The organism is Pedobacter sp. GW822-FHT03F06, assembly GCF_058801365.1.
On sequence record NZ_JBXANE010000004.1, the window covers coordinates 54,538 to 75,756 of the forward strand.

The 21,219-nt window shown below is 36.0% G+C and carries 20 protein-coding genes; 13 read left to right on the top strand and 7 right to left on the bottom strand.

The window, feature by feature from the left end; genetic code table 11:
- The first annotated feature begins 79 nt into the window (after positions 1 to 79).
- The 4 genes from AC1RJ8_RS07915 (at position 80) to AC1RJ8_RS07930 (ending at position 3,737) form a co-directional block, all read left to right on the top strand.
- The gene (locus AC1RJ8_RS07915; protein ID WP_492953593.1) at positions 80 to 2,293 is read left to right on the top strand and encodes an ATP-binding protein; all 2,214 of its coding nucleotides are present in this window, start codon (positions 80 to 82) and stop codon (positions 2,291 to 2,293) included.
- 2 nt (positions 2,294 to 2,295) lie between these two features.
- Positions 2,296 to 2,715 carry a response regulator gene (locus AC1RJ8_RS07920; RefSeq protein ID WP_492953592.1) on the top strand — a complete coding sequence of 140 codons (420 nt, stop codon included), beginning with the start codon at positions 2,296 to 2,298 and terminating at the stop codon, positions 2,713 to 2,715.
- Positions 2,716 to 2,790: 75 nt separating this feature from the next.
- Complete coding sequence (locus AC1RJ8_RS07925) at positions 2,791 to 3,375, top strand: biliverdin-producing heme oxygenase (protein ID WP_492953591.1); 585 nt, start codon at positions 2,791 to 2,793, stop codon at positions 3,373 to 3,375.
- Positions 3,376 to 3,557: 182 nt separating this feature from the next.
- Positions 3,558 to 3,737, top strand: coding sequence for an Hc1-related histone H1-like protein (locus AC1RJ8_RS07930; RefSeq protein ID WP_010602585.1), 180 nt, complete (start codon positions 3,558 to 3,560; stop codon positions 3,735 to 3,737).
- A gap of 363 nt (positions 3,738 to 4,100) precedes the next feature.
- Here the strand turns inward: AC1RJ8_RS07930 and AC1RJ8_RS07935 are convergent, their stop codons facing one another.
- Positions 4,101 to 5,141: an HmuY family protein gene (locus AC1RJ8_RS07935; RefSeq protein ID WP_492953590.1), complete on the bottom strand. Its 1,041-nt coding sequence runs from the start codon at positions 5,139 to 5,141 to the stop codon at positions 4,101 to 4,103.
- 25 nt (positions 5,142 to 5,166) lie between these two features.
- Complete coding sequence (locus AC1RJ8_RS07940) at positions 5,167 to 7,239, bottom strand: TonB-dependent receptor plug domain-containing protein (RefSeq protein ID WP_492953589.1); 2,073 nt, start codon at positions 7,237 to 7,239, stop codon at positions 5,167 to 5,169.
- A 185-nt stretch (positions 7,240 to 7,424) separates the two neighbouring features.
- Here AC1RJ8_RS07940 and AC1RJ8_RS07945 point away from each other — a divergent pair, with 185 nt between their 5' ends.
- Positions 7,425 to 8,360 (top strand): helix-turn-helix transcriptional regulator, encoded by a 936-nt coding sequence (locus tag AC1RJ8_RS07945; protein WP_492953588.1) that lies wholly within the window; start codon positions 7,425 to 7,427, stop codon positions 8,358 to 8,360.
- A gap of 21 nt (positions 8,361 to 8,381) precedes the next feature.
- Here the strand turns inward: AC1RJ8_RS07945 and AC1RJ8_RS07950 are convergent, their stop codons facing one another.
- Positions 8,382 to 9,398, bottom strand: a complete 1,017-nt coding sequence (locus AC1RJ8_RS07950) for a LacI family DNA-binding transcriptional regulator (protein ID WP_215128868.1) — start codon at positions 9,396 to 9,398, stop codon at positions 8,382 to 8,384.
- Between the two features lie 571 nt (positions 9,399 to 9,969).
- Here AC1RJ8_RS07950 and AC1RJ8_RS07955 point away from each other — a divergent pair.
- The 8 genes from AC1RJ8_RS07955 (at position 9,970) to AC1RJ8_RS07990 (ending at position 16,631) form a co-directional block, all read left to right on the top strand.
- Positions 9,970 to 11,064 carry an MBL fold metallo-hydrolase gene (locus AC1RJ8_RS07955; protein ID WP_492953587.1) on the top strand — a complete coding sequence of 365 codons (1,095 nt, stop codon included), beginning with the start codon at positions 9,970 to 9,972 and terminating at the stop codon, positions 11,062 to 11,064.
- A 52-nt stretch (positions 11,065 to 11,116) separates the two neighbouring features.
- The gene (locus tag AC1RJ8_RS07960) at positions 11,117 to 11,479 is read left to right on the top strand and encodes a hypothetical protein (protein ID WP_492953586.1); all 363 of its coding nucleotides are present in this window, start codon (positions 11,117 to 11,119) and stop codon (positions 11,477 to 11,479) included.
- 54 nt (positions 11,480 to 11,533) lie between these two features.
- Positions 11,534 to 12,316, top strand: coding sequence for a hypothetical protein (locus AC1RJ8_RS07965; protein ID WP_492953585.1), 783 nt, complete (start codon positions 11,534 to 11,536; stop codon positions 12,314 to 12,316).
- Positions 12,316 to 13,245 carry a tRNA (adenosine(37)-N6)-dimethylallyltransferase MiaA gene (gene miaA / locus AC1RJ8_RS07970; protein ID WP_492953584.1) on the top strand — a complete coding sequence of 310 codons (930 nt, stop codon included), beginning with the start codon at positions 12,316 to 12,318 and terminating at the stop codon, positions 13,243 to 13,245. The genes AC1RJ8_RS07965 and miaA overlap by 1 nt, the downstream gene beginning before the upstream one ends.
- Before the next feature lie 117 nt (positions 13,246 to 13,362).
- Positions 13,363 to 13,881, top strand: coding sequence for a hypothetical protein (locus AC1RJ8_RS07975; RefSeq protein ID WP_426329591.1), 519 nt, complete (start codon positions 13,363 to 13,365; stop codon positions 13,879 to 13,881).
- A gap of 149 nt (positions 13,882 to 14,030) precedes the next feature.
- Positions 14,031 to 14,582, top strand: coding sequence for a hypothetical protein (locus AC1RJ8_RS07980; protein WP_492953583.1), 552 nt, complete (start codon positions 14,031 to 14,033; stop codon positions 14,580 to 14,582).
- A 95-nt stretch (positions 14,583 to 14,677) separates the two neighbouring features.
- Entirely contained in the window at positions 14,678 to 15,208 is a 531-nt protein-coding gene (locus tag AC1RJ8_RS07985) for a DUF3347 domain-containing protein (RefSeq protein ID WP_492953582.1), read from the top strand.
- A gap of 133 nt (positions 15,209 to 15,341) precedes the next feature.
- Positions 15,342 to 16,631 carry a citrate synthase gene (locus AC1RJ8_RS07990; RefSeq protein ID WP_057934373.1) on the top strand — a complete coding sequence of 430 codons (1,290 nt, stop codon included), beginning with the start codon at positions 15,342 to 15,344 and terminating at the stop codon, positions 16,629 to 16,631.
- Positions 16,632 to 16,825: 194 nt separating this feature from the next.
- On the opposite strand, the gene AC1RJ8_RS07995 is transcribed toward AC1RJ8_RS07990, so the two are convergent.
- From AC1RJ8_RS07995 to AC1RJ8_RS08010, 4 genes are all read right to left on the bottom strand, one after another.
- Positions 16,826 to 17,944: a DUF3667 domain-containing protein gene (locus AC1RJ8_RS07995; protein ID WP_492953581.1), complete on the bottom strand. Its 1,119-nt coding sequence runs from the start codon at positions 17,942 to 17,944 to the stop codon at positions 16,826 to 16,828.
- Between the two features lie 14 nt (positions 17,945 to 17,958).
- Positions 17,959 to 19,338, bottom strand: a complete 1,380-nt coding sequence (locus AC1RJ8_RS08000) for a nucleoside permease (protein ID WP_492953580.1) — start codon at positions 19,336 to 19,338, stop codon at positions 17,959 to 17,961.
- A 187-nt stretch (positions 19,339 to 19,525) separates the two neighbouring features.
- Positions 19,526 to 20,140, bottom strand: a complete 615-nt coding sequence (locus AC1RJ8_RS08005; protein ID WP_029275168.1) for a bifunctional nuclease family protein — start codon at positions 20,138 to 20,140, stop codon at positions 19,526 to 19,528.
- A 71-nt stretch (positions 20,141 to 20,211) separates the two neighbouring features.
- Entirely contained in the window at positions 20,212 to 21,180 is a 969-nt protein-coding gene (locus AC1RJ8_RS08010) for an electron transfer flavoprotein subunit alpha/FixB family protein (RefSeq protein ID WP_492953579.1), read from the bottom strand.
- Between the last annotated feature and the right edge of the window lie 39 nt (positions 21,181 to 21,219).

Below are 21,219 nucleotides of genomic sequence, written 5' to 3' on the forward strand. Positions count from 1 at the left end.
CTAAAATAGAGACATTCTAAAAAGAGGCTTAATATTTGTTAATTCGTGAAATTAAATATGCTGCAATATCAAAATACATATGACTAAATTTTCTGTTGACCTAAGCAACTGTGATAAAGAACCCATTCATATTCCTGGTAAAATTCAATCACATGGATTTCTAATAGCAGTTGATAAAAACAGCCTATCCATTACCTACATCAGTGAAAATGTAGAAGTGTTTTTAGCGGAAGAAGCTAAAAGCCTATTAAATAAACAGCTTTCAGTCTTAAACCAGTTTATTAAACAACAAGATCCGGCGTTTCATATCGAAGAGCTGCTTAAGCTAGGTATTATCCGTAAAAGCTTTGATGCAATTAGTCCGCATCCTGTTGAAATTAATGGCCTTTCTTTTTATCTGATTATTTCTTCATCAGTAAGTGAGTGGTTATTGGAATTTGAACCGGTAACCTTACAATTCGATATTCAGAGTTCTATAGGCCGTTCTGCCTCATCTATGCTTCAGGGGAAAAGTATTTCAGCTTTGTTAAAAGGCGCTGCTCAAGAAGTAAAAAAACTCATCAATTATGATCGGATTATGATCTATAAATTTTTAGAGGATGGTCATGGCGAAGTAGTAGCAGAAGAAAAAGAAGCAGATTTAGAACCATTTTTTGGATTGCATTACCCCGCATCTGATATCCCTAAACAGGCTCGGGTGCTTTATAAACTCAACCTGACCAGGTTAATTGCCGATGTAAACAAAACTGATTCGCCAATTCTAACTTTTAAAGAAAACCAGGCACTCGATTTAACCAATGGTAGCTTACGCGCTGTATCGCCCATACATATTCAATATCTGAAGAATATGGGTGTCCATTCGAGTTTTAGCATATCCTTAATCGCTCATGGCGAATTATGGGGGTTAATTGCCTGCCACAACTACAGTCCTAAGTTTATTGACTACAAAGCCAGGGAAGGCGCTAAGTTAATCGGGCAGATCCTTTCCTCGGCATTAGAATACCGCCAGGAAGAAGAAGATGCAGCAGTTATTGAGCAATTTAAAAGTACTGCCAATGTTCTTTTAGAACATTTAAACCGCGACAAGTATTTAGTTGAGGCCATAACTACCCACAAAAGAACTATTTTAGATGTAACCAAAGCTTCGGGGGTAGCCATTTTTTTCGAAAATGAACTTAAAACGATCGGAAATGTACCATCAGAGGAAGAAATAAGAGAACTCCTTGAATGGTTAAAAACAACCAATGATGAATCGATATATTATACCCATCGATTGTCTGAAATCCATTCTCCGGCTAAAAAATACAAATCAATAGCCTCTGGACTTCTTTCTTGTATGCTCAATAAGGAAATGGGCGAAATGATCATCTGGTTTAAGCCCGAAATTATTACCACTGTGAATTGGGCCGGAAATCCGGAAAAAGCTGCAGTTCCTTCAGAAAATGGTTTGTTAAGCCTGTCTCCCCGAAAATCTTTCGAAATCTGGTCGCATGTAGTTAATAATACTTCGGAAAAATGGATGGCTGAAGAAATTGCCTCCGTTTTAAGGATACGCGAAATTATCATTACCGATATTAATAAAAAGGCCAACGAAATTAGGCTGCTCAACGAAAAGTTACAGGCCGCATACGAAGAATTAGATACTTTTAGCTATACGGTTTCGCACGATTTAAGAACACCGTTAACCTCGATAAAAACTTATGCTGAGCTGATGCTTAAAAATAAGAGCATTGATGAAAATGGCCAAAAAATGCTGAGCAGGATTTTAATAGGCGCTGATAAAATGAATTTCTTAATTAAGGAGATCCTCAATTTGGCAAGAGTTGGCCGTTCTGAAATAAATTTTGAAACAGTTGATATAGGATCTCTGTTAAAAGAAATAAGAAGAGAAGTTTGGTCGGCCTTTAAAGCAGACCGTACCGAATTAGTTTTAGGACAACTCCCAAATATAAATGGAGATAAGACCATGATAGCACAGGTTTTCACCAACTTGATCGGAAACGCGGTAAAATATTCTGCCATGGTGGACAAACCCAAAGTAGAAGTTTCTGCGTACATTGATGGAGAAGAGACTATCTACGCAGTTAAAGATAATGGCATTGGAATTGACAACCGTTATTACGATCGGGTTTTTGAGCTCTTTAAGCGAATGGATAATGTTAAGGATATAGAAGGAACAGGGGTGGGGCTGGCTATTGTAAAAAGGGTGGTAGAAAAACACAATGGGAGGGTTTGGTTTGAGAGTAAGTTAAATGCAGGATCGACTTTTTTTGTGGCTTTTAAAAACAGATAAAAATGAAAACACCAGATATATTTTATGTTGAGGATGATGTAGACTATGCATTTTTTATGCAAAGTGCCGTACAAGAGGTTAAGAATACCCTTAATTTAACTATAGTTGAAGATGGTACAGAAGCATTACAAAAACTTCAAAATTTTGCTGAAAGTAAAATCAAACCTAAATTAATTTTGCTTGATTTGAATTTGCCTGGCTTATCGGGACTAGATCTGTTAAAATTTATACGGGATATTCCTTACCTCAAAACGGTACCCGTAATCTTGTTTTCTACATCAGATAATCCCGACGATGTTAAAGCATCGATAGAGTTTGGTGCCAATGCCTATCTTACCAAACCCGATGGTTACGAAAACCTGCTTAAATGTATACATTCTGTACACGATTTTTGGTTTAACCAACATTTGAGGTTAAATTAAAATTTTATAAAACCATATGGGAAGATTCGGGTATTAAATCCGGATCTTTCTTTTTTTAATAATTAAAATCCAAATATGATTGCCAATTTATTGAGAACTGAAACAGCAGAAAACCATAAAACATTAGAATCCTTAATGTTTGTTAATGAGATTATGAACAATTCTTTAAGCATTGATCAGTATAAAAAGCTGTTGACCATTAATTACATCATTCATCAGAAATTAGAGAATACGCTTGCGAATATGCTGGATGCAAATATTGCTGAGCATTTGGAAATGAAAAGCAGATTGAAACTTACTGCTTTAGAAGAAGACTTAAAATATTGGAAAATAGACAATTTAACATTGCCTGGTTTAGATTTTGAACTGTTTGTTCCGGAAAAAAATACTGCCGAAGTTTTAGGTGCGCTGTATGTGTTAGAAGGGGCTACATTGGGCGGAAACGTAATTAAAAGGCATATTTTGGCCAATCCGAATTTTAAAGATCACGAAGAAGGCCTAAATTATTATGGTGTTTATGGTGATGATCTGGGTACAAAATGGAAAATATTTGTCTCAGTAATAAACCAGACCGTTGCTGAGGCCGATTATAAACGCTGTATAAATAGCGCCAATTTAACCTTCAATAACCTGATCAACTTATCCAAACAACTGAATTGAGTTATCAGATTTTGATCTCAAAATCCGAAAAAATACCTCTATAATAGTGCCAGGGCATTTTTTTGATTGTGTAAATGTGCAAAACTTCTTTTAAATAAATATTTGCTTTCTGTTGTTAATTCAAGGTAAATATGTATTATTGAAAAAATAAATTTTTTAAACCTTAAAAACATCAATTAGCGATGGAAAAATTCTCAAAAGTTAAAGCTGCTGTTGCTGCTATTGAAGCAGATGTAGAAAAATTTTATAATGCTGGCAATGCAGCTGCTGGTACTCGTGTGCGTAAAGCAATGCAAGATCTTAAAGTTTTAGCACAAGAAATCCGTGCAGAAGTAACTGACAAGAAAAACTCTGGAAAATAATATTTCGCGAGTAAGAAACAAAAAGGGTTCTGGTATGCCGGGGCCCTTTTTGCGTTTAATGTTAGTTAGACTTACGAAGTCTAACTACGATATGCATGTCAGACTTCATAAGTCTTGCAGCTACTCGTCGTATCGTCACCCTGAACTTGTTTCAGGGTCTTCTTTTAGCATGATAGATGCTGACCACGGAGTAGCTACAAAGCAATTAAAAATACTATTTCTGCTTGTAAAGTAAATCCAATAGCCATCGGATCAACATGGCGTTTAAGACTTATACCCTTCATAAAAAGATAAAGCTCCCCATCGCGGAGAGCCTATATCCAACTAACAAAACATATTTTTTTAGGTAAGCCTTAGCTCACATTATCCCTTCTTAACCAATTTATATTCGATTACCGGTTTACCGCGTTCACCACCATCGCCAGAAATGTAGCTGTTGAATTTCAGTTTATAATAATTACCGGTAGCGTCTTTAATAATATAACAAAGATCAGTTTTAACTGCTCCGCCCGTACCAGCTTGGCTAGGTGAAGTTCTCCAGGTTGTACCAATTACATCTTTTGCCGATAGAAAAGTAAGACCAGCCAAATCTGCTTCAGTAAATGTGGCGTAAGCATCTTTTTTAGCTACCATTGCCGCACTTACACCGCCTAAGTTATTGATTGACACAAAATCCTGAACCCAATAAGGCGAGCCTAAACCAGAGTTGAACGTACTATAACTCCATGAAATATCCCATGCACTTTTTACCGGTTCGGCCTGAACAATTTTATTGTTTTCCAATGAAACAAAAACCAGGTTATAGTCTGCACTTTTAGGCACATCCAAAGTTTTTATTACCGTTTCGTTTAGTCGGGCATATTGAATTTTGTAGCCTGAGCCATTACGTGTAACTTTTAATTTAAACCACTTGTCTTTATCCTTATTCCCTTCGTAGCTTAATAAATAAACTTTGTTTTCTGCTTCAGTAGCACTTACTTCGGCAAAAGCTGTTTTAGTGATATTTCCATCCCAATAATCAACTAACGACACCGTAAGCGGATCCATGATATCGTGATTTAAATTAACTGTTGTTCCTGGGTCTGCCAATGTAACAGCTGTAATGTCGGTTTTTGATGTTACCGTTGCCGTAGTTTGATAAGAAGGATTAAGTACAACTCTGAATTTGCTATCAGAAGTTAACCCGATATTGAAACTCTTTCGCTCTGCAGAAGTCTGTTTATCAGCGCTAAAATCTACATAAACGATATTTGTATAATTTGATTCTGCTGTTTTACCACTAAGGGTTAAAGTACTTCCATCAGAAGGTGGGGCAACAAAAATAGGTTCTTCTGTGTTTTTTTTACAGGCCGTAAATGTTGCAGCTAAACACGCAATAGCGATTAATGAGTTTAGTTTATTCATGTTATTATAATTATGTTGTTTATTGTTAAAGTTTATTCCAGTTATAGGTTAGCCCAAGCACATACGATCGGCCATAACTATATGGAACATCACCACCTGTGCTGTGTGCTCCACCAGTTTCCGTTGAAGTATTGCTTAATTGTGTAACATTAAAGAGGTTTTTAATACCTGCATTAATGGTTAAAGATTTAAATAGATTTTTGTTCAGCATTAAATCTGCGGTATGGAAATCGCCAATTTTCGTCAGTTTTACTGAGGTGGGATCGTTTTCGGCAGTAAGTTTATAGCTTGGTAAGCTCCCCGTATATTTGTAAAAGAGGCTGATACTCCCATTTATTTTCGGAAGCGTATAAGTTATATTCGAGTTTACCTCCGTAGCCCATGCAAATTCAGGAGTCTCCAAGTCTGGATTACTCACACTTAAATCATTATATCGGCCGATATACGATATGCCGAGTGTAGCCTGAATATTTTTATAAATCAATGTATTGTCTAAAGTACCACCCGTGGTTTTATATTTTTCTACATTAAATAGTGAGGTTATGGAGTTATCTGTAGGAGACTGGGCAAAATTAATCCTGTTTTTAAACAGATTGTAGAAACCCGATAGCGTAGAACGGAACTGCAAATCTTTTCGATGTAAACCGGCCCAGGCCAAGGAGCCATTAAAACTGTTCGATTCTTCGGCTTTTAAATTGGGGTTACCTAAAATATTATGACTGGCATCTACAAAATCGTAATATAACTCCCTCAATGCCGGGGAACGAAAACCTTTAGCATAAGCCAATCGAAGATCCAGATCTTTAGCTAAAGTAAACTTGGTATTTATTGATGGAATTACGGGGGGAGCATCGTAAATGGAGTTTTTAATAAACCTCAATCCCGGCCTTGCACTTATTCCATTAGCAAATTTAATCTCGGCAGAAATAAAGGCAGCATAATCATTAATTACAGGTGATCCATTAATTCTCTGTCCGCTGGCAGCATCTCTGTTGTACTCGATGCCAGGCTGAAATGAAACTGACTTATTTAAGGTGTAAATTGCAGTTGCCCTAAAAATAGTTGAGTTAAATTTTGCTATATCTTGTTCGCCCTTATCGTCACTTAATCGTTCTGTGTTGTTTGTAAAATTATGGATAATGGTATGGGTTGATCGTTGTAAATCGGTGTAACCTCCTATAGCTGTAACCTGTAATTTATCATTTAGCCTCCATTCAGACTGCAATTGTTGCGTATAACGTTTGGTGGTGTAGGTAGACAGCTTCCCTTCGAAACTCGATGGATTTATTCCAAAACGCGAATCGATATCCTCGTTTAGCCCATCTAAGCGATACCATAGGCTAAAGTTTTGATTTCTATAGCCGATTTTAGTATTACCAAGCCATTGCTCCTTAGGCTTCCATTGATTTTTATAGCTATTAAATTCTTCTAAAAATGCTGTTTTCGGAGCCATATTCCAGCCACCGAATTCGTTGTGTGATGCACCAAGCAAAACACTCCAGCCTTCTTGCTGCCAACTCATACTTAGATGCTGATTATGCTGGCCTGCACCGTTGAGTAGGTTATATTCTTTTCCAGCGCTTTCTTCCTGTACACGTGCATTAACGCTTAACAATTGCTTTCCGGCATTTTTGGTTATAATATTAATTACTCCGGCCAGCGCATCGGTGCCATACACAACAGACATCGGACCCTCTACAATTTCTATCCTTTCAATGGTGTTGATGTCGATTTGGTTTAAACTTTCTCGGGCATCCGATCGGTCTACCATCGGTACTCCATCCAGCAAAATTTTAATATTTCGGCCGGTCATCCCCATTAAAGAAACATCGGTCGTACCTAAGGTTAAATCGTTACTAAAGCGAAAGCCGAGTTCGGTATTTAAAATCTGCTGCACATTGGTTGCTGCTCTTAGCTTAATCCGCTCTGCACTTATTGTTTTTACATTGTATACCGAATTCCGCAAAGTTTGCGGTCCGTATTGCCCTGTAACTACCACATCTTTCAAATCATTTGCCTTTGTAGTATCAACTTTAATTTCCTGAGCCACAGTAACAAATCCACAAAGCCATAGGAAAATTGATAAATATATCTTCATTTATTTAGACTAATTATAAATAATTGTGCAAATTTGTAGATAATCACAAAAAGCAGATAACGTTAAACGGATAATTAATGCCGCCAAACGGATTAAATAAATAGGGGCCATTATGATTTTTCCTATCAAACCATGGGATGTATAAAATCATGATAGCCTTATTGCATTTAAAACGATATATACAGATGGAAATTAAACTCTCAGCCTATTCAAAAGGAGATATTATTTATAAGAACACCTATCCTGATGACTTTGATACCCTTAAGGATATAGACGAAATGGCTGTCGCGCTGGAAAAGAATGATGTAAAATACCATATTAAGGAAAAGTGGTTTAGGGGGATCCACATTAGCCTTATTGAGATCCACCCTCAACAGGAAGAAAATTTTCATTTTGAATCTTCTCAGCAACACATTGGTTTTCTATTTTGTCTGAGCGGTACAGTTAATTATGGTTATGATCATCAACAAGATCATTTTTTATCACTGAATAAAGAGGAGCAGGATTTTAATATAGGAAGCGTTAATGCAATTAGATTTAATATAACGACGAAAACCAAATACCTTTATATACAACTCACAGAACAGTATTTTCTTCAGATAACGGGTGGAAGATCTACTACCGATACCAAAACTGCCATCCCAAAACCCATTAGCGCTGAAATCGGGTTAATACTGCAGCAAATTATGTATCCTAAGCACGAGGGGAGGATGAAGCGCCTATTTCTGGAAGCCAGAATATTTGAATTAATTATCGCCTATTTTAATCAAAAACCAGAAAAACAAACGCTCATTTTAAAAAAGGAAGATGTAGAAAAAATTCTCCTGGCCAAACAGTTGGTAGCGTATGATTTACAGCATCCGAATTCGTTAATGGAGCTGTCGCGTAAGGTTGGTATTAACGATTATAAGCTTAAAAGAGGATTTAAAGAACTAACCGGCTATACAGTGTTTGGCTATTTATATAAAATCAGGATGGAAAAGGCCCATTACTTTCTTTCTAAGGAAAAGAAAACTGTAAATGAGGTTGCTTTCCTTGTAGGTTATAAAAATGCACAACATTTTATCACTGCTTTTAAAAAACAGTTTAATATCTTACCTGGAAGTTTAAACAAAAGCTAGAAATTTAGCGCAAACGTTTGTTTATTCTTTTACCTCATTCACAATCAAATCAGACTCTACAATGGTGTTGTAGTAAGCCTGGTTCTCAGAATTAGGGCTATGAATAAGATCTAAAAGAATATTTGCGGCTTTTTGTCCCTGTAAATATGGGTATTGCTCTACTGAAGCTACTGGCGAATTATCCAAATAGCTGATAATGGGCAGATTTGCATAGCTCACTACATCAAAATCATTTATTACATTCAGTTTTTTGAAATATTTAATCAAGAAGAGCGCTACATAATCATTAAAGGCCACAATTGCTGTAGGTTTACGCTTATGATTTAAAAATTGATTGGCAGCGTCGATAGTACCTTCCTCAGTTAAATCACAGTTCACCACTAACGACGGATCAAATTTTAAGCGGTTAAAAGTAATCGCCTGCATATAGCCATCTTTACGTTCCTCACTCGCGTACAGGGTACTTGGCCCATTAATCATTCCAATACTTCTGTGTCCTTTTTTCAAAAGATAGTTCACAGCTTTAATTGTTGCACTCTCTAAGCTACACGCTACATAATGCACGTTTTTAAAAGGAGGTATCCGATCAAAAAATACGACAGGTATATTAAATGAATTGAGCTTCTCGAAATGATCAAACTTTGAAGTGTCTTTACTGATGGATACCAACAAACCATCTACACGTTGATTTTTCATTTTTTCAACGAGCTTTACTTCCTGGTCGTAATTATCGTGCGACTGCGCAAAAATAACCGTATAGTTTTTCTTAATGGCCTCGTCTTCAATTGCAGAAATAGCAATAGAGAAAAAGTGTTCTGATAGTTCAGGTAAAATAACGCCAATAGTGTAGGTTTTCCCTTTTTGAAAAAGAATTGCCGCATTATTAGGCTCATAGTTTAGAGACTTCGCCAGTTGCTTAATTTTCTCCCTTGTTACCGCTCCAATGCTTGGATGATCGTGCAATCCCCTGGAAACACTGGATGGAGAAATGTTTAAGATTCTGGCTATTTCTTTGATGGTTGTTGGTTTCGACTGCATTCTGAGTGCTAAACTACATTAAATTTCTTCAATATGTAATAATACAAAATTAATCAAACGTTTGCGCTGTTTTTTTTTCTCATTTCTTTCCTCTGCTATATAAATATCAATACTTTCGGAAAAGATAAAGGCCATACGTTCTAAAAATTAATAATAGAAAAATTATAAATAGAAAGCAATTTTAGCCCCTTAAAAAAAACAAAATTGATATACAATCATAAATTATACCCCAATGATTAACAGTAGTACCCCTCAATTTTTGGAGGGGTATTTAAACAAAAAAGACGAGAAGTGTTCGTACCACTCCCCGTCAAATTGGGTTATTTTCCTGCAAGCAGGCACAAAAGTTATCTAAGCTATCTGTTTAACCCTTATCCAAAGGTATAAAATTTATGCATGTTATAAATAAAGCAGTGCCTTATTCTAATTATTTTAAAGTTTTCACAGCAATGCCTCAGTCAGCTGAGGCATTGCTGTTTAAACCCATGAGAAGTAATCCATACGTCATATATCTAAAGCATGCTATTCTTTTAAAATCATATTCCTACTTTGGTTTTATTAATTTTTAAAAATGATAGCTGTATATCTTTTACTTTTTATCTTAATTGCATTCTTCATTATAACGAACCTGCCTGTTTTTGGCCGTTTGCCAAGGGGACAACGATTAAAAAAAATTCACCATCTGGCTAATTATCGTGATGGTGCACTGCAAAATCAATCGGTAACACCAATGCAGCCTGAGGGTGTAAGCTTTTTTAAGATTTTGAAGGCATTTTTTTTCGAAAAACACCCTGATAAAGTTCCGAATAAAGCACTACCTTTTATTGTGCCTAACATAAACGGCGACCCTAAAAGCGATACCCCTGAAATTATTTGGTTTGGACATTCATCTTATCTAATCAAAATAGAGGGTTTAAGGATTCTGGTCGATCCGGTTTTTAGCAAAACCCCGTCTCCATTTTCATTTATTGGAAGTAAGGCTTTTTTAGGTACAGACGTTGTAAAAGCAGAAGAATTTAGAAATATTGATGTCCTGATCATCACACACGATCATTACGATCACCTGGATTATAATAGTATTTTAAAAATTGTACCACAAGTTAAAACCATAGTTACTTCGTTGGGCGTAGGAGAACACTTAGAAAAATGGGGAATTAAAGTTGATAAGATCAATGAATTGTGCTGGAACGAATCGTTAACATTATTTAATAGCCTGAAGTTAACAGCGGTTCCGGCAAGGCATTTTACCGGAAGAAAATTTAAAAGAAATCAAACCCTTTGGTCGGCCTTTGTATTGAAAACTGAAAACTACCAATTATTTTTGGGTGGTGATTCTGGCTATGATACACACTTCGCCAAAATAGGCGAGGAGTTTGGCCCTTTCGATTTAGCCTTGCTCGAATGTGGGCAGTACAATGCCTATTGGCCGTACATCCATATGTTTCCCGAAGAAACTGTGCAGGCTGCAATCGATTTAAAGGCAAAAGTTTTAATGCCGGTGCATTGGGGAAAATTTAGCTTAGCCATGCACCCCTGGAACGAGCCCATAAAAAGAGTGGTTTTAGCTGCAGCAGCAAAGCAACTTCCTTTGGTTACCCCAAAATTGGGTGAAACAATAATTTTAAATGAATATTTACCGACAGAAAATTGGTGGATTGAGGAATAAAAATTAAACAATAATTGTACTATGGTGTTTAATTCTAAAATCAAATGCAATTATGAAAACTGATCTTGTTGAAATTTTCCAGACCATTAGAGCCGGAATACAGCCCTATGCCACCCGCGGATATACGGTACACGAAAATTCGGAAAACGGGTATGATCTTTATAGTGAAAAAAACGTTGAATTAAACGGTGAAAAAGTAACTGAACGCTTTTTTACAGGCGTTTATATCAATGGGAATGCCGTAGAAGTTAAAATCAATACTGATGAATTTTCTACTACAAATCATAATTTAACCGATTTTGGTAAAAACAAAGCAGGTTTAAAAATTTCAGCACTTGATGATTCCAAATTAAAAGAAGTAGAAACACTGGTAGAAATTATCCATACCAACTTTAAAGAAAAAGAATGGATTTAACAATCTGATGGTTAAATTTGCAGTAGATAATTTTTCTAAAAAACCTTCTACTGATTGAATAATTTAACTTCTGATGCTAACTGGCATCATCAATTAAGCTTAGCACTTGCTAATAACAAAATTGAATGTTTTTTTTTTACAGCGCATGAATTTCGATTATTACAGATTGATTCTCAATTGATCATTCATCTGGTAAGTTTAAACAATGAATTTACCCCGCAACATCTCATTGGATTACAGGAAAAATACCGTCAGGCAGGCATTAAACTCGTTCATCTCTGGGAAGATCTGTGGCAATCAAAACCAGATCAGGTTTTAGCGAGAATAAAATCTTTGCTTGGAAAAAATACCCGTATTCACGGTAGAAAAACTAAAGTATCCAAAATCACCAAACCCGTTGCCGATTCTTTTTTAATTGAAAATCACTTGCAGGGGGCAGTAAGCAGCCGTTATAAAATTGGCCTATTTGAAGAAGAAACGCTTGTAGCGGTTGCTACTTTTTCGGCATTACGCAAAATGAACCATACCGAAAATTATAAATCGGCAGAATTGATCAGGTTTGCTGTTAAAGCAGGTTATTCTATTACGGGTGGACTAAGCAAACTGATAACTTATTTCGCTGAAACGTATAAATCTAATGACCTGATGACTTATGCAGATCGAGACTGGTCGGCAGGAGAAGCCTACATTAAATTGGGTTTTAAGCAAACGGCAATTTTGGAGACACAGACTTACGTTCTGGATGAAAATCTAAATCGTCAGCTTAAAAAAACCAATCAGGTATTGGCAACGGAAGTGTTTAATATAGGAAGTTTAAAGTTTATTCTGAAATTTTAATGGATCAGCATAATCTCATCATCATTTTAGGTGCAACGGCATCGGGCAAAACGAAACTTGCTGTAAGCGTTGCTGAGGCCTTAAATGGCGAAATTATTAGTGCCGATAGCCGTCAGATATTTAAACGGATGGATATCGGTACTGGTAAAGATTTGCAGGAATATCATATTAATGGTAAAACAATTCCTTATCATTTAATCGATATTTTAGCGCCTGGCGAACGTTATCATGTAGATGCTTTTAAAAACGATTTCTACAAGGCCTTTGAAACCATAACAAAAAAAAACAAAATGCCTATTCTTTGCGGTGGAACAGGTATGTACATCCATAGCCTTTTGCAAAATCAGACCTATACAGCTATTCCTGTAAATGAAGAGTTAAGGGATGAGCTGAGCTTTTTATCTAAAGAAGAACTAATTGTTAAACTCAATAATACTAATCATCAAGACCAAAGTCATGTCGATCTATCTTCCAAAAAGAGATTGATCCGAGCATTGGAAATAGCAGATTTCCTAAAACATAACCAGCTAGAGGCTGTAGAGCGGCCAGAAATTAAACCTATTATTTTTGGCTTAAAGAATGAAGTCGAAACAACACGTGCCAAAATCCTGGCAAGGCTCGATCAAAGATTTAAAGCAGGCTTAATTGAGGAGGTAGCGCAATTGCTTAAAGAAGGTATCAGTAAAGAAATTCTGGTTTTTTATGGCTTGGAATACAAATTCATTGTTAATTATCTGGATGGCTTATTCACATTTGATGAACTGAAACTAAAACTTGGCATCGCCATTTGCCAATATGCAAAAAGGCAAAACACCTTTTTCAGGAAAATGGAAAAGGACAATGTTGAGATCATTTGGCTCGATGCATCAGCATCTACAAACCTATTACAACAGTTGGTAATTGAAAAAGTTTCACTTAGCGAAAATTAACTTTTATTGGTCATCTTAATGTTGGTTTATGCCCTAAATGATATTAAAAAAGCCCTTTTGGCACAACCTTTGTATTTGTTGCAGCATATTAGTTTAACTCAAAAACAATACTTTAAAATGAAAACAATTACTAAAATCATTGCTACTTCAGCAGCTGTCGTGGCTTTATTCTTTACCACAAATGCTAATGCGCAATCTTCTCAAAAATTAGGAATAGGAATTTTTGGCGGTATACCAACAAGTGATGCATATAGCGTGGCGCTTGGTGCAGATTTACGTTATCAATTTGATATTGACAAACAATTATCGATTCCCGTTACTGCTGGTTATACCCGTTTCTTAGGTAAAGAAATTGGTAATACTGGTGTAGATGTTCCAGATTTTGGATACATTCCTGTAAAAGCTGGTGTTAAATATTTCTTTAACGAATCGGGTTCTGGTATTTATGGTTTAGCAGAACTTGGTGCAGGTTTTGGTACTAACGAAGGTAGTGGAACATCATTTGTGTATTCACCAGCTCTTGGTTATGCCTGGAGTAACGGTTTAGATTTAGGCGTAAAATACGAAGGCTTAGCTAAAGATGGTAACAGTACTGGTTATGTTGGCCTACGTTTAGCATACGGATTTAGTCTATAAGCTTAATCACAAATAACATTGGAAGCCCCCTTTTTTAGGGGGCTTTTTTATTTCATAACATTCTGAAAAAAATGAAAATTTAAAAATCCACCTCAGGTATTTTAACGTATATAAACCAAACCCTTAATTAATAACTTAAAATATCTAAGATGAAAACAGTTACTAAACTTTTTGCAACGACATTAACGGCCCTTGCAATATTAAGCACTTCAAATTTAAAGGCTCAAACAATGGGCACCACCGAGCCGATGACAACAGGAAGCGGAATGGCTTTTAAAATTGGTGTAGGTGTTAACTATGGGATATTTCCAGATAAATCTGAAATGGATTATGGCTATGGTGCAGATGTAAAACTTCAGTATGATTTAAGCCCTTATGTGGCCGTTACTGCTTCTGGCGGTTATACCCGTTTAAAATGGAAGGGGAGCCCGCTAAAATTCGAGTTCATCCCTGTGATGGGTGGTGTTAGGGTATTCCCGATCGAAAGAATGTACCTCGCTACTGAACTTGGTTCAGGTTTAGCCATAAAAGACGGTGCTAATATGAACTTTATCTATACCGGAGGTTTAGGTTATGAATGGAAAAACGGTCTAGATCTTGGTGTAAAATATGAAGGTTATGTAAACAATAGCGCTTCTGATCTCTACTTCATGAAAACCGGACAATTTAACCTGAGGTTAGCTTATAATTTTAAATTATAATTATAACATCATTTAATTTAAAGTCCCGATGAAAATCGGGACTTTTTTATTTATTTACCATTTTAATTGCTATTTTGAGCCGAAAACCAAATACAATGAAAAGAATATTCGGACTAGTAATACTTACCGCCTTAATGGCCTGTAACCAAGCAGAAAAAAAATCTACGGAAACCAAAGATTCAACAAAAACAGATTCAACATCGGTTAAAAATGAGCTTTCTATAAAAGACAAGCAGAAATCTGAAATCTTTAACCAATATGTAGATTTAAAAAACGCGCTGGTAAAATCAGATGCAGCAAATGCACAAAAATCTGCAGCGCATTTACAAACGAGTTTGGCTGCTTATAAAGGTTGTGAGCCTACTGCAGCTGTAGCGGGCAAAATTGCGGGAAGCAATAATCTTGTTTCGCAAAGAAAAGATTTCACGGTTTTAAGCGCTGATTTAATAGCATTGTTAAAAAATGCGGAAATAGAAAAAGGCACAATTTATGTTCAGCACTGCCCAATGGCGAATAAAGGAGATGGAGGTGATTGGCTATCAACCGAAAAGGAAATTAAAAACCCTTATTACGGTAACGAAATGTTAGAATGCGGTAGAGTTGCCGAAGAGATTAAAGCAAAATAAGGTGCTAAACCTGGTTTAATTAAGCATGATTGTTACGTCATTTTGACCAATTATTCATATTAATTTAACAGATTTGTTATGCATGTATATTAATTTTATATAATTTAGAAAGCTATAAACACAATACAATAATATGTCAGATATTGCAGAGATCAAAGTTGATGGTAAGACAGTAGAATTGCCAGTAATTACAGGAACAGAAGATGAAAAGGCCATTGATATTTCAAAATTAAGAGATCTAACAGGTTTTGTTACTTTAGATACTGGTTTTAAAAATACTGGTTCTACAAAGAGTAAAATCACATTTTTAGATGGTGAAAAAGGCATTTTAAAATATAGAGGTTATTCAATCGAAGAGCTTGCCGCAAAATCAAGTTTTTTAGAGGTTATTTATCTGATCATTTACGGAGATCTGCCAACACAAAAACAACTTGAAGATCTACAGGCTGACATAAGCAAGCATACTTTGATCCATGAAGACATGAAGAAATTTTTTGATGGTTACCCATCAAGATCTCATCCAATGGGTCAATTAGGATCCCTGATCTTCTCATTGTCTACATTCTATCCTGAGTGTTTAAAACCAAATCAAACTGCAGAAGAACAGGATTTAACCATTATCAAACTTTTGGCTAAATTTCCAACCATTGTTTCTTTCGTTTATAAAAAATCATTAGGTCATCCGCTTATTTATCCAAAAAATAAATACGATTATGTAACCAATTTCCTTTGGATGACATTTGGACAACGTACAGAAGATTACGATGTAAATCCAATTGTGGTTAATGCCATGAATAAATTGCTTATTCTGCATGCAGATCACGAGCAAAACTGCTCAGCATCTACAGTACGTATTGTAGGTTCGTCTGACTGTAATTTATATGCTTCAATTGCTGCTGGTATTGCTGCACTTTGGGGGCCACTACATGGTGGTGCTAACCAGGCCGTAATCGATATGCTTGAGTTGATTAAAGCCGATGGTGGTGATACAGAGAAGTGGATTGCAAAAGCAAAAGACAAGAACGATCCATTCCGTATGATGGGCTTTGGACACAGGGTTTACAAAAACTTCGATCCAAGAGCTAAAATCATTAAAAAAGCTTGTGATGATATCCTAGAAAACCTAGGTATTGATGACCCGATTTTAGAAATTGCCAAGAAATTAGAAGAAGCGGCTTTAACTGATCAATACTTCATCGACCGTAAGTTATATCCAAATGTAGATTTCTATTCAGGTATTATTTACCGCGCATTAGGCTTCCCATCCGAAATGTTTACTGTGCTATTTGCTTTAGGCCGCTTACCAGGATGGATTGCACAATGGAAAGAAATGCACGAAAACAAAGAGCCGATAGGTCGTCCACGCCAGATTTATGTAGGTGAAACAGATAGAGAATTTGTTGAGCTTAAGGATAGAAAATAATTTCATTAAGCATAAAAAAACCACTCGACACTATCGGGTGGTTTTTTTTATGGAGTTAACTCTTTACCAATAGTCACCCTGAATTTATTTCAGGGTCTCATAGCAAGCCAAAAAAGATACTGACCATGCAATAGCTACAAGACAATTGAAAACACAATTTTTACTTGCAAAACAAGTTCAGTATGACGATCTAGTTAGGTAGCTACGTAATAAATCAGGTTTACCATGACCACTTCTGATACATTAAAGGCTATCCAATACATTACAATGATCCAAAACATTTTAAAAATTATACTCCAAGGTTTTCTTTGATAAAATACTTTTAAAGCATTGTACATGTACCAGCAGATCCATACCACTACACCAAATTGAATAATATTGGTAATAATAGTACCATTGCCAAAAACATGTTTAATTAAGGGGTTTGTAAAAATTTGCACAATAAAATAGGCGGTCATTCCATGGATAGCAAAAATCAGGTGATTTAAATAATAAATATGATTTTTCCTGAAATTCCACATAATAAAAAGAGCAAGTAAAGGCATTAACAAAAAGTATTGTTTTGGTCGGTTATGCTCTAGCGTTTCTTGAATTACTTCAGATTTTTCTCCAATATTAATTGCCCTTTTTTTGATCATCCGCTCATACCAATTGTCTTGCTCGGTGGGAGGTAATTTCTTTTGCCTTCCTAAATAAGCTGCATAAGTGCTATCGTTTCTTTCAATATGGATATCATTATAATCTTCAATCATATCGGCAATAGAATCAGACGCTAGTTTAGCGTTTTCGGTTCTAAGCCTGTTCAGTTCCTTTTCCTGCTCAGCAAAACCAAGTTTTATAAATTCTTTTTTCTTGATTGCTGTATTAATCGATGTTGTTGCCTTATTTGCAATGTTTTTAGGTATTCCTGAAAGTTTCAGCACCTTATTTACACTATCGGTAACACTTTCATCTCTTCGTTTTTCGATTTTAGTTGATTCATGCGCATCTTTTTCAACATGTTTTGGTGAATACACGACCAAAAAATATACGATTGAGACGAAGATGTACATGCTCACCGGATTAATATACCTTGCTCTTTTGCCAGCTAAATAATCGAGTGTAACCTGCCCGGGCTTTGTTAAAAGAGGAGAGAGGGTTTGGAAGAATTTATTGTCGAAATGAAAGTAATGCGCTATGCTGTGACTAATAAAGGCCCAGAAACTTTCTTTTAACTCTAAATTTGGTTGACCGCAATCGCTACAATAATGTTTCTCAACATGAGCACCGCAGTTTAAGCAATTGTGTTCTTTTCTATACTTACCAGCTGACATAGGATAAATGGAAATTATAAATGATTAATGGCCTCTACTTCTGCCCGTGTATGTTTGTGTTTAAATATGACTACAAAAACTAGCGCAATAACCAGAACATAAATGGTGAAAGATAACCAGATGTTGTGCCAGTCTTTCACATCTAATGCCCTGCTTAAATTTCCATTTTCTAATACACTGATCCCTTTGTTTTTCAAAAATTGAAGGAGATGTTTATTGTCTGCTTCGCTCTTTACATATTTAGATAAGGAATCGATACTGCTATAATAGGTAGTAAAATATTTATTGATCATCCAACCTGACACTAAACTTCCAAACACAGCTCCGAAACCGTTAGTCATCATCATAAATAAACCCTGAGCAGATGAACGTGTTTTTGGTGTAGTTGAAGTTTCGACGAACAGTGAGCCCGAAATATTAAAGAAGTCGAATGCCATGCCATATACAATACAGGAGGTAATGATCATCCATAAATTAGTAGAGGGATCGCCAAAGGCAAATAAGCCAAAACGTAATACCCAGGCAAACATGGCAATTGCAATTACCCATTTAATCCCAAACCTTTTCAAGAAAAACGGAATAGCCAGAATGAATAAGGTTTCTGATATTTGAGAGATAGATAAAATGATCGTAGAATAACGGATTACAAAAGATTCGGCAAAAACCGGGAATAGTTTAAATTCATCCAGAAAAACATCACCATAAGCATTTGTTAGTTGCAATGCTGCTCCTAAAAACATAGAAAAGATGAAAAACAAGGCCATTTTGTAATCAGCAAATAGCTTGAAAGATTCTAAGCCCAGTTTCTGTGCGAATGTTTTTTTCTCACTAATTAAATTTAAAGGTTTACAGGCAGGTAAAGTGAAAGAGTATACACCTAAAAATAAAGCACTTATACCAGCAATATAAAATTGATTTGCACTTGCTTTATTACCGGTTAAATTGGTAAGCCACATGGCAGCAATAAAACCGACTGTTCCCCAAACACGGATGGGTGGAAAGTTTTTTACCACATCGAAGTTGCCATTTTTTAACGTTGTGTAACTAATTGAATTACTTAATGCAATGGTTGGCATGTAAAAACACATAGACACCAATATTACCCAAAAGAAAGTATGCGGATCTTCTACTTGAGGCAGATAGAACATGGTGGCTGCGTAGAGGGTATGTAAAATAGCATACAACTTTTCTGCATTGATCCATTTATCAGCAAGAATACCGGTTATGGTTGGCATGAATAGCGATGCAATGCCCATGGTAGAGAAAATTATCCCAAAATCTGCACCGTCCCATTGTTTGGTTCCGAACCAATAATTTGCAATCGTAATTAACCATGCAGCCCATACAAAGAATTGCATGAAACTCATTATAGTTAAGCGAAACTTAACGTTCATAATAATAGTTTAGTTTGATTATTGAAAGTAAAAGCTGAATATAGAACTATTTTGAATGATAATCCAAAATGAACCTAAATTATTTTAAATAATTTGGCTCATCTTAGAATTTAGCTTTTTATAGAAAGGATTTGAGAAAAAATTTAGACAAATTTTGATTAGGTGAACATTTTTATGAGCAACAACGTTAAGATGTTCCGCGTTTATTCAATTCATCTCTTAACCTTGCGGCTTTTTCATAGGCTTCTTCTGCAATGGCTTCCTGTAACTTCTGCTGAAGTTCTTCTAAGGTAAGATCACCAAAACCTTGTTGTTGGGTTGAGGTGGGTAAGCTATCCGCTTCAGGCTCTTTTGCAATAGAATCCATATTTTCGAGAAAAAGAAAATCATTCCCTTCTATTACGATTCCGGCAGAAGCCAAAATAAACTCGTAAGTATAAATCATGGCGTTAAAGCGAACGGCCAAAGCAATAGCATCGGATGTTCTGGCATCAACTTCATGTGTATTTTTTCCATCGCTACAGATCAACTTAGCATAAAAAACACCATCAACCAGATTGTAGATGATAATTTCCTGGATATTGATATGAAAAGTATCAGCCATAGATTTGAATAAATCATGTGTTAATGGCCTACTAGGAGTCATTTTCTCAATTTCTATAGCAATGGCCTGTGCTTCAAATGCACCAATAATAATTGGTAAGCGGCGGCGTCCATTTACTTCTCCTAAAACAAGGGCATAAGCACCAGATTGAGTCTGGCTGTAAGATAAACCTACAATATCTAATTTTACTTTTTTCATATTTGTCGATGTCATGTTGAGCTTGTCGAAACATTTAGTTTAATCCTTCGACAGGCTCAGGATGACAAAAATTATCCTTTATGTGCTTTTAATGCTTCAATTAATTTTGGTACAACCTCAAAAGCATCGCCAACAATACCATAATCGGCCACTTTGAAGAAAGGCGCCTCTGGATCTTTGTTGATTACCACAATCACTTTTGATGAACTCACACCAGCTAAATGCTGTATTGCGCCAGAAATACCGATAGCAATATAAAGGTTAGGGCTAATGGCAATACCAGTTTGACCAACGTGCTCTGAATGTGGTCTCCAGTCTGCATCCGATACCGGTTTAGAACAAGCTGTAGCAGCCCCCAACAAACCAGCTAATTCTTCGATCATGCCCCAGTTTTCTGGTCCTTTTAAACCTCTGCCAGCCGAAACTACCAATTCTGCATCAGGTAATGAAACTTTATCAGTTGCCCTAACAATTTCTTTAATAACAGTTCCTAGGTCTGATTGTTTAACATCAGCAGTAAAGGCCTCTATTGCCGCATCTGTAGCATTTTCTTTAACACCATAAGCATTTGGATTTAAAGCAATTACTTTATTGGCCGATGTTAATTCGGTAATGGCGAATGCTTTGCCGGAGAAAGCTGTTTTCTTAACCGAAAATTTACCATTAGTACTCGGTAATTCTACCGCACCATCAGCTAAACCCGCTTTAAGTTTTACTGCAATACGGGGCGCTAAACCTTTACCAGAGAAAGAGTTAGATAAAACTACAATATCGGCACCTTCTTTTTCTGCTGCAGCAGCAATAACACTTGCATAGGCCTGATTAACGAAAGTTTTTAATTGATCGGCACTTACGTTTAGTACTTTTGAGGCGCCGTATTTACCTAATTCCTTTAATTCACTGTCGGCTACATCGCCAATAGAAATTGCGGTTAAACTAGTTGATTGTTGATCGGCAATGGCTTTGGCATAAGATACGGCTTCAAATACAGATTTCTTAAATTTCCCCTCAGCTTGTTCTACATATACTAATACTGACATATAATTTATTTCCTTAAAAGGATTTTAGTAAAATTTAAT

Excerpts from the sequence above, each read along its gene's own strand:
- AC1RJ8_RS07960 (WP_492953586.1), top strand. The coding sequence starts at position 11,117 with ATGAAAACTGATCTTGTTGAAATTTTCCAGACCATTAGAGCCGGAATA.
- AC1RJ8_RS07920 (WP_492953592.1), top strand. The coding sequence starts at position 2,296 with ATGAAAACACCAGATATATTTTATGTTGAGGATGATGTAGACTATGCA.
- AC1RJ8_RS08000 (WP_492953580.1), bottom strand. The coding sequence starts at position 19,338 with ATGAACGTTAAGTTTCGCTTAACTATAATGAGTTTCATGCAATTCTTT.
- AC1RJ8_RS07945 (WP_492953588.1), top strand. The coding sequence starts at position 7,425 with ATGGAAATTAAACTCTCAGCCTATTCAAAAGGAGATATTATTTATAAG.
- AC1RJ8_RS07995 (WP_492953581.1), bottom strand. The coding sequence starts at position 17,944 with ATGTCAGCTGGTAAGTATAGAAAAGAACACAATTGCTTAAACTGCGGT.
- AC1RJ8_RS08005 (WP_029275168.1), bottom strand. The coding sequence starts at position 20,140 with ATGAAAAAAGTAAAATTAGATATTGTAGGTTTATCTTACAGCCAGACT.
- AC1RJ8_RS07935 (WP_492953590.1), bottom strand. The coding sequence starts at position 5,141 with ATGAATAAACTAAACTCATTAATCGCTATTGCGTGTTTAGCTGCAACA.
- AC1RJ8_RS07930 (WP_010602585.1), top strand. The coding sequence starts at position 3,558 with ATGGAAAAATTCTCAAAAGTTAAAGCTGCTGTTGCTGCTATTGAAGCA.
- AC1RJ8_RS07990 (WP_057934373.1), top strand. The coding sequence starts at position 15,342 with ATGTCAGATATTGCAGAGATCAAAGTTGATGGTAAGACAGTAGAATTG.
- miaA (WP_492953584.1), top strand. The coding sequence starts at position 12,316 with ATGGATCAGCATAATCTCATCATCATTTTAGGTGCAACGGCATCGGGC.
- AC1RJ8_RS07925 (WP_492953591.1), top strand. The coding sequence starts at position 2,791 with ATGATTGCCAATTTATTGAGAACTGAAACAGCAGAAAACCATAAAACA.
- AC1RJ8_RS07915 (WP_492953593.1), top strand. The coding sequence starts at position 80 with ATGACTAAATTTTCTGTTGACCTAAGCAACTGTGATAAAGAACCCATT.
- AC1RJ8_RS07950 (WP_215128868.1), bottom strand. The coding sequence starts at position 9,398 with ATGCAGTCGAAACCAACAACCATCAAAGAAATAGCCAGAATCTTAAAC.
- AC1RJ8_RS08010 (WP_492953579.1), bottom strand. The coding sequence starts at position 21,180 with ATGTCAGTATTAGTATATGTAGAACAAGCTGAGGGGAAATTTAAGAAA.
- AC1RJ8_RS07985 (WP_492953582.1), top strand. The coding sequence starts at position 14,678 with ATGAAAAGAATATTCGGACTAGTAATACTTACCGCCTTAATGGCCTGT.
- AC1RJ8_RS07955 (WP_492953587.1), top strand. The coding sequence starts at position 9,970 with ATGATAGCTGTATATCTTTTACTTTTTATCTTAATTGCATTCTTCATT.
- AC1RJ8_RS07975 (WP_426329591.1), top strand. The coding sequence starts at position 13,363 with ATGAAAACAATTACTAAAATCATTGCTACTTCAGCAGCTGTCGTGGCT.
- AC1RJ8_RS07940 (WP_492953589.1), bottom strand. The coding sequence starts at position 7,239 with ATGAAGATATATTTATCAATTTTCCTATGGCTTTGTGGATTTGTTACT.
- AC1RJ8_RS07980 (WP_492953583.1), top strand. The coding sequence starts at position 14,031 with ATGAAAACAGTTACTAAACTTTTTGCAACGACATTAACGGCCCTTGCA.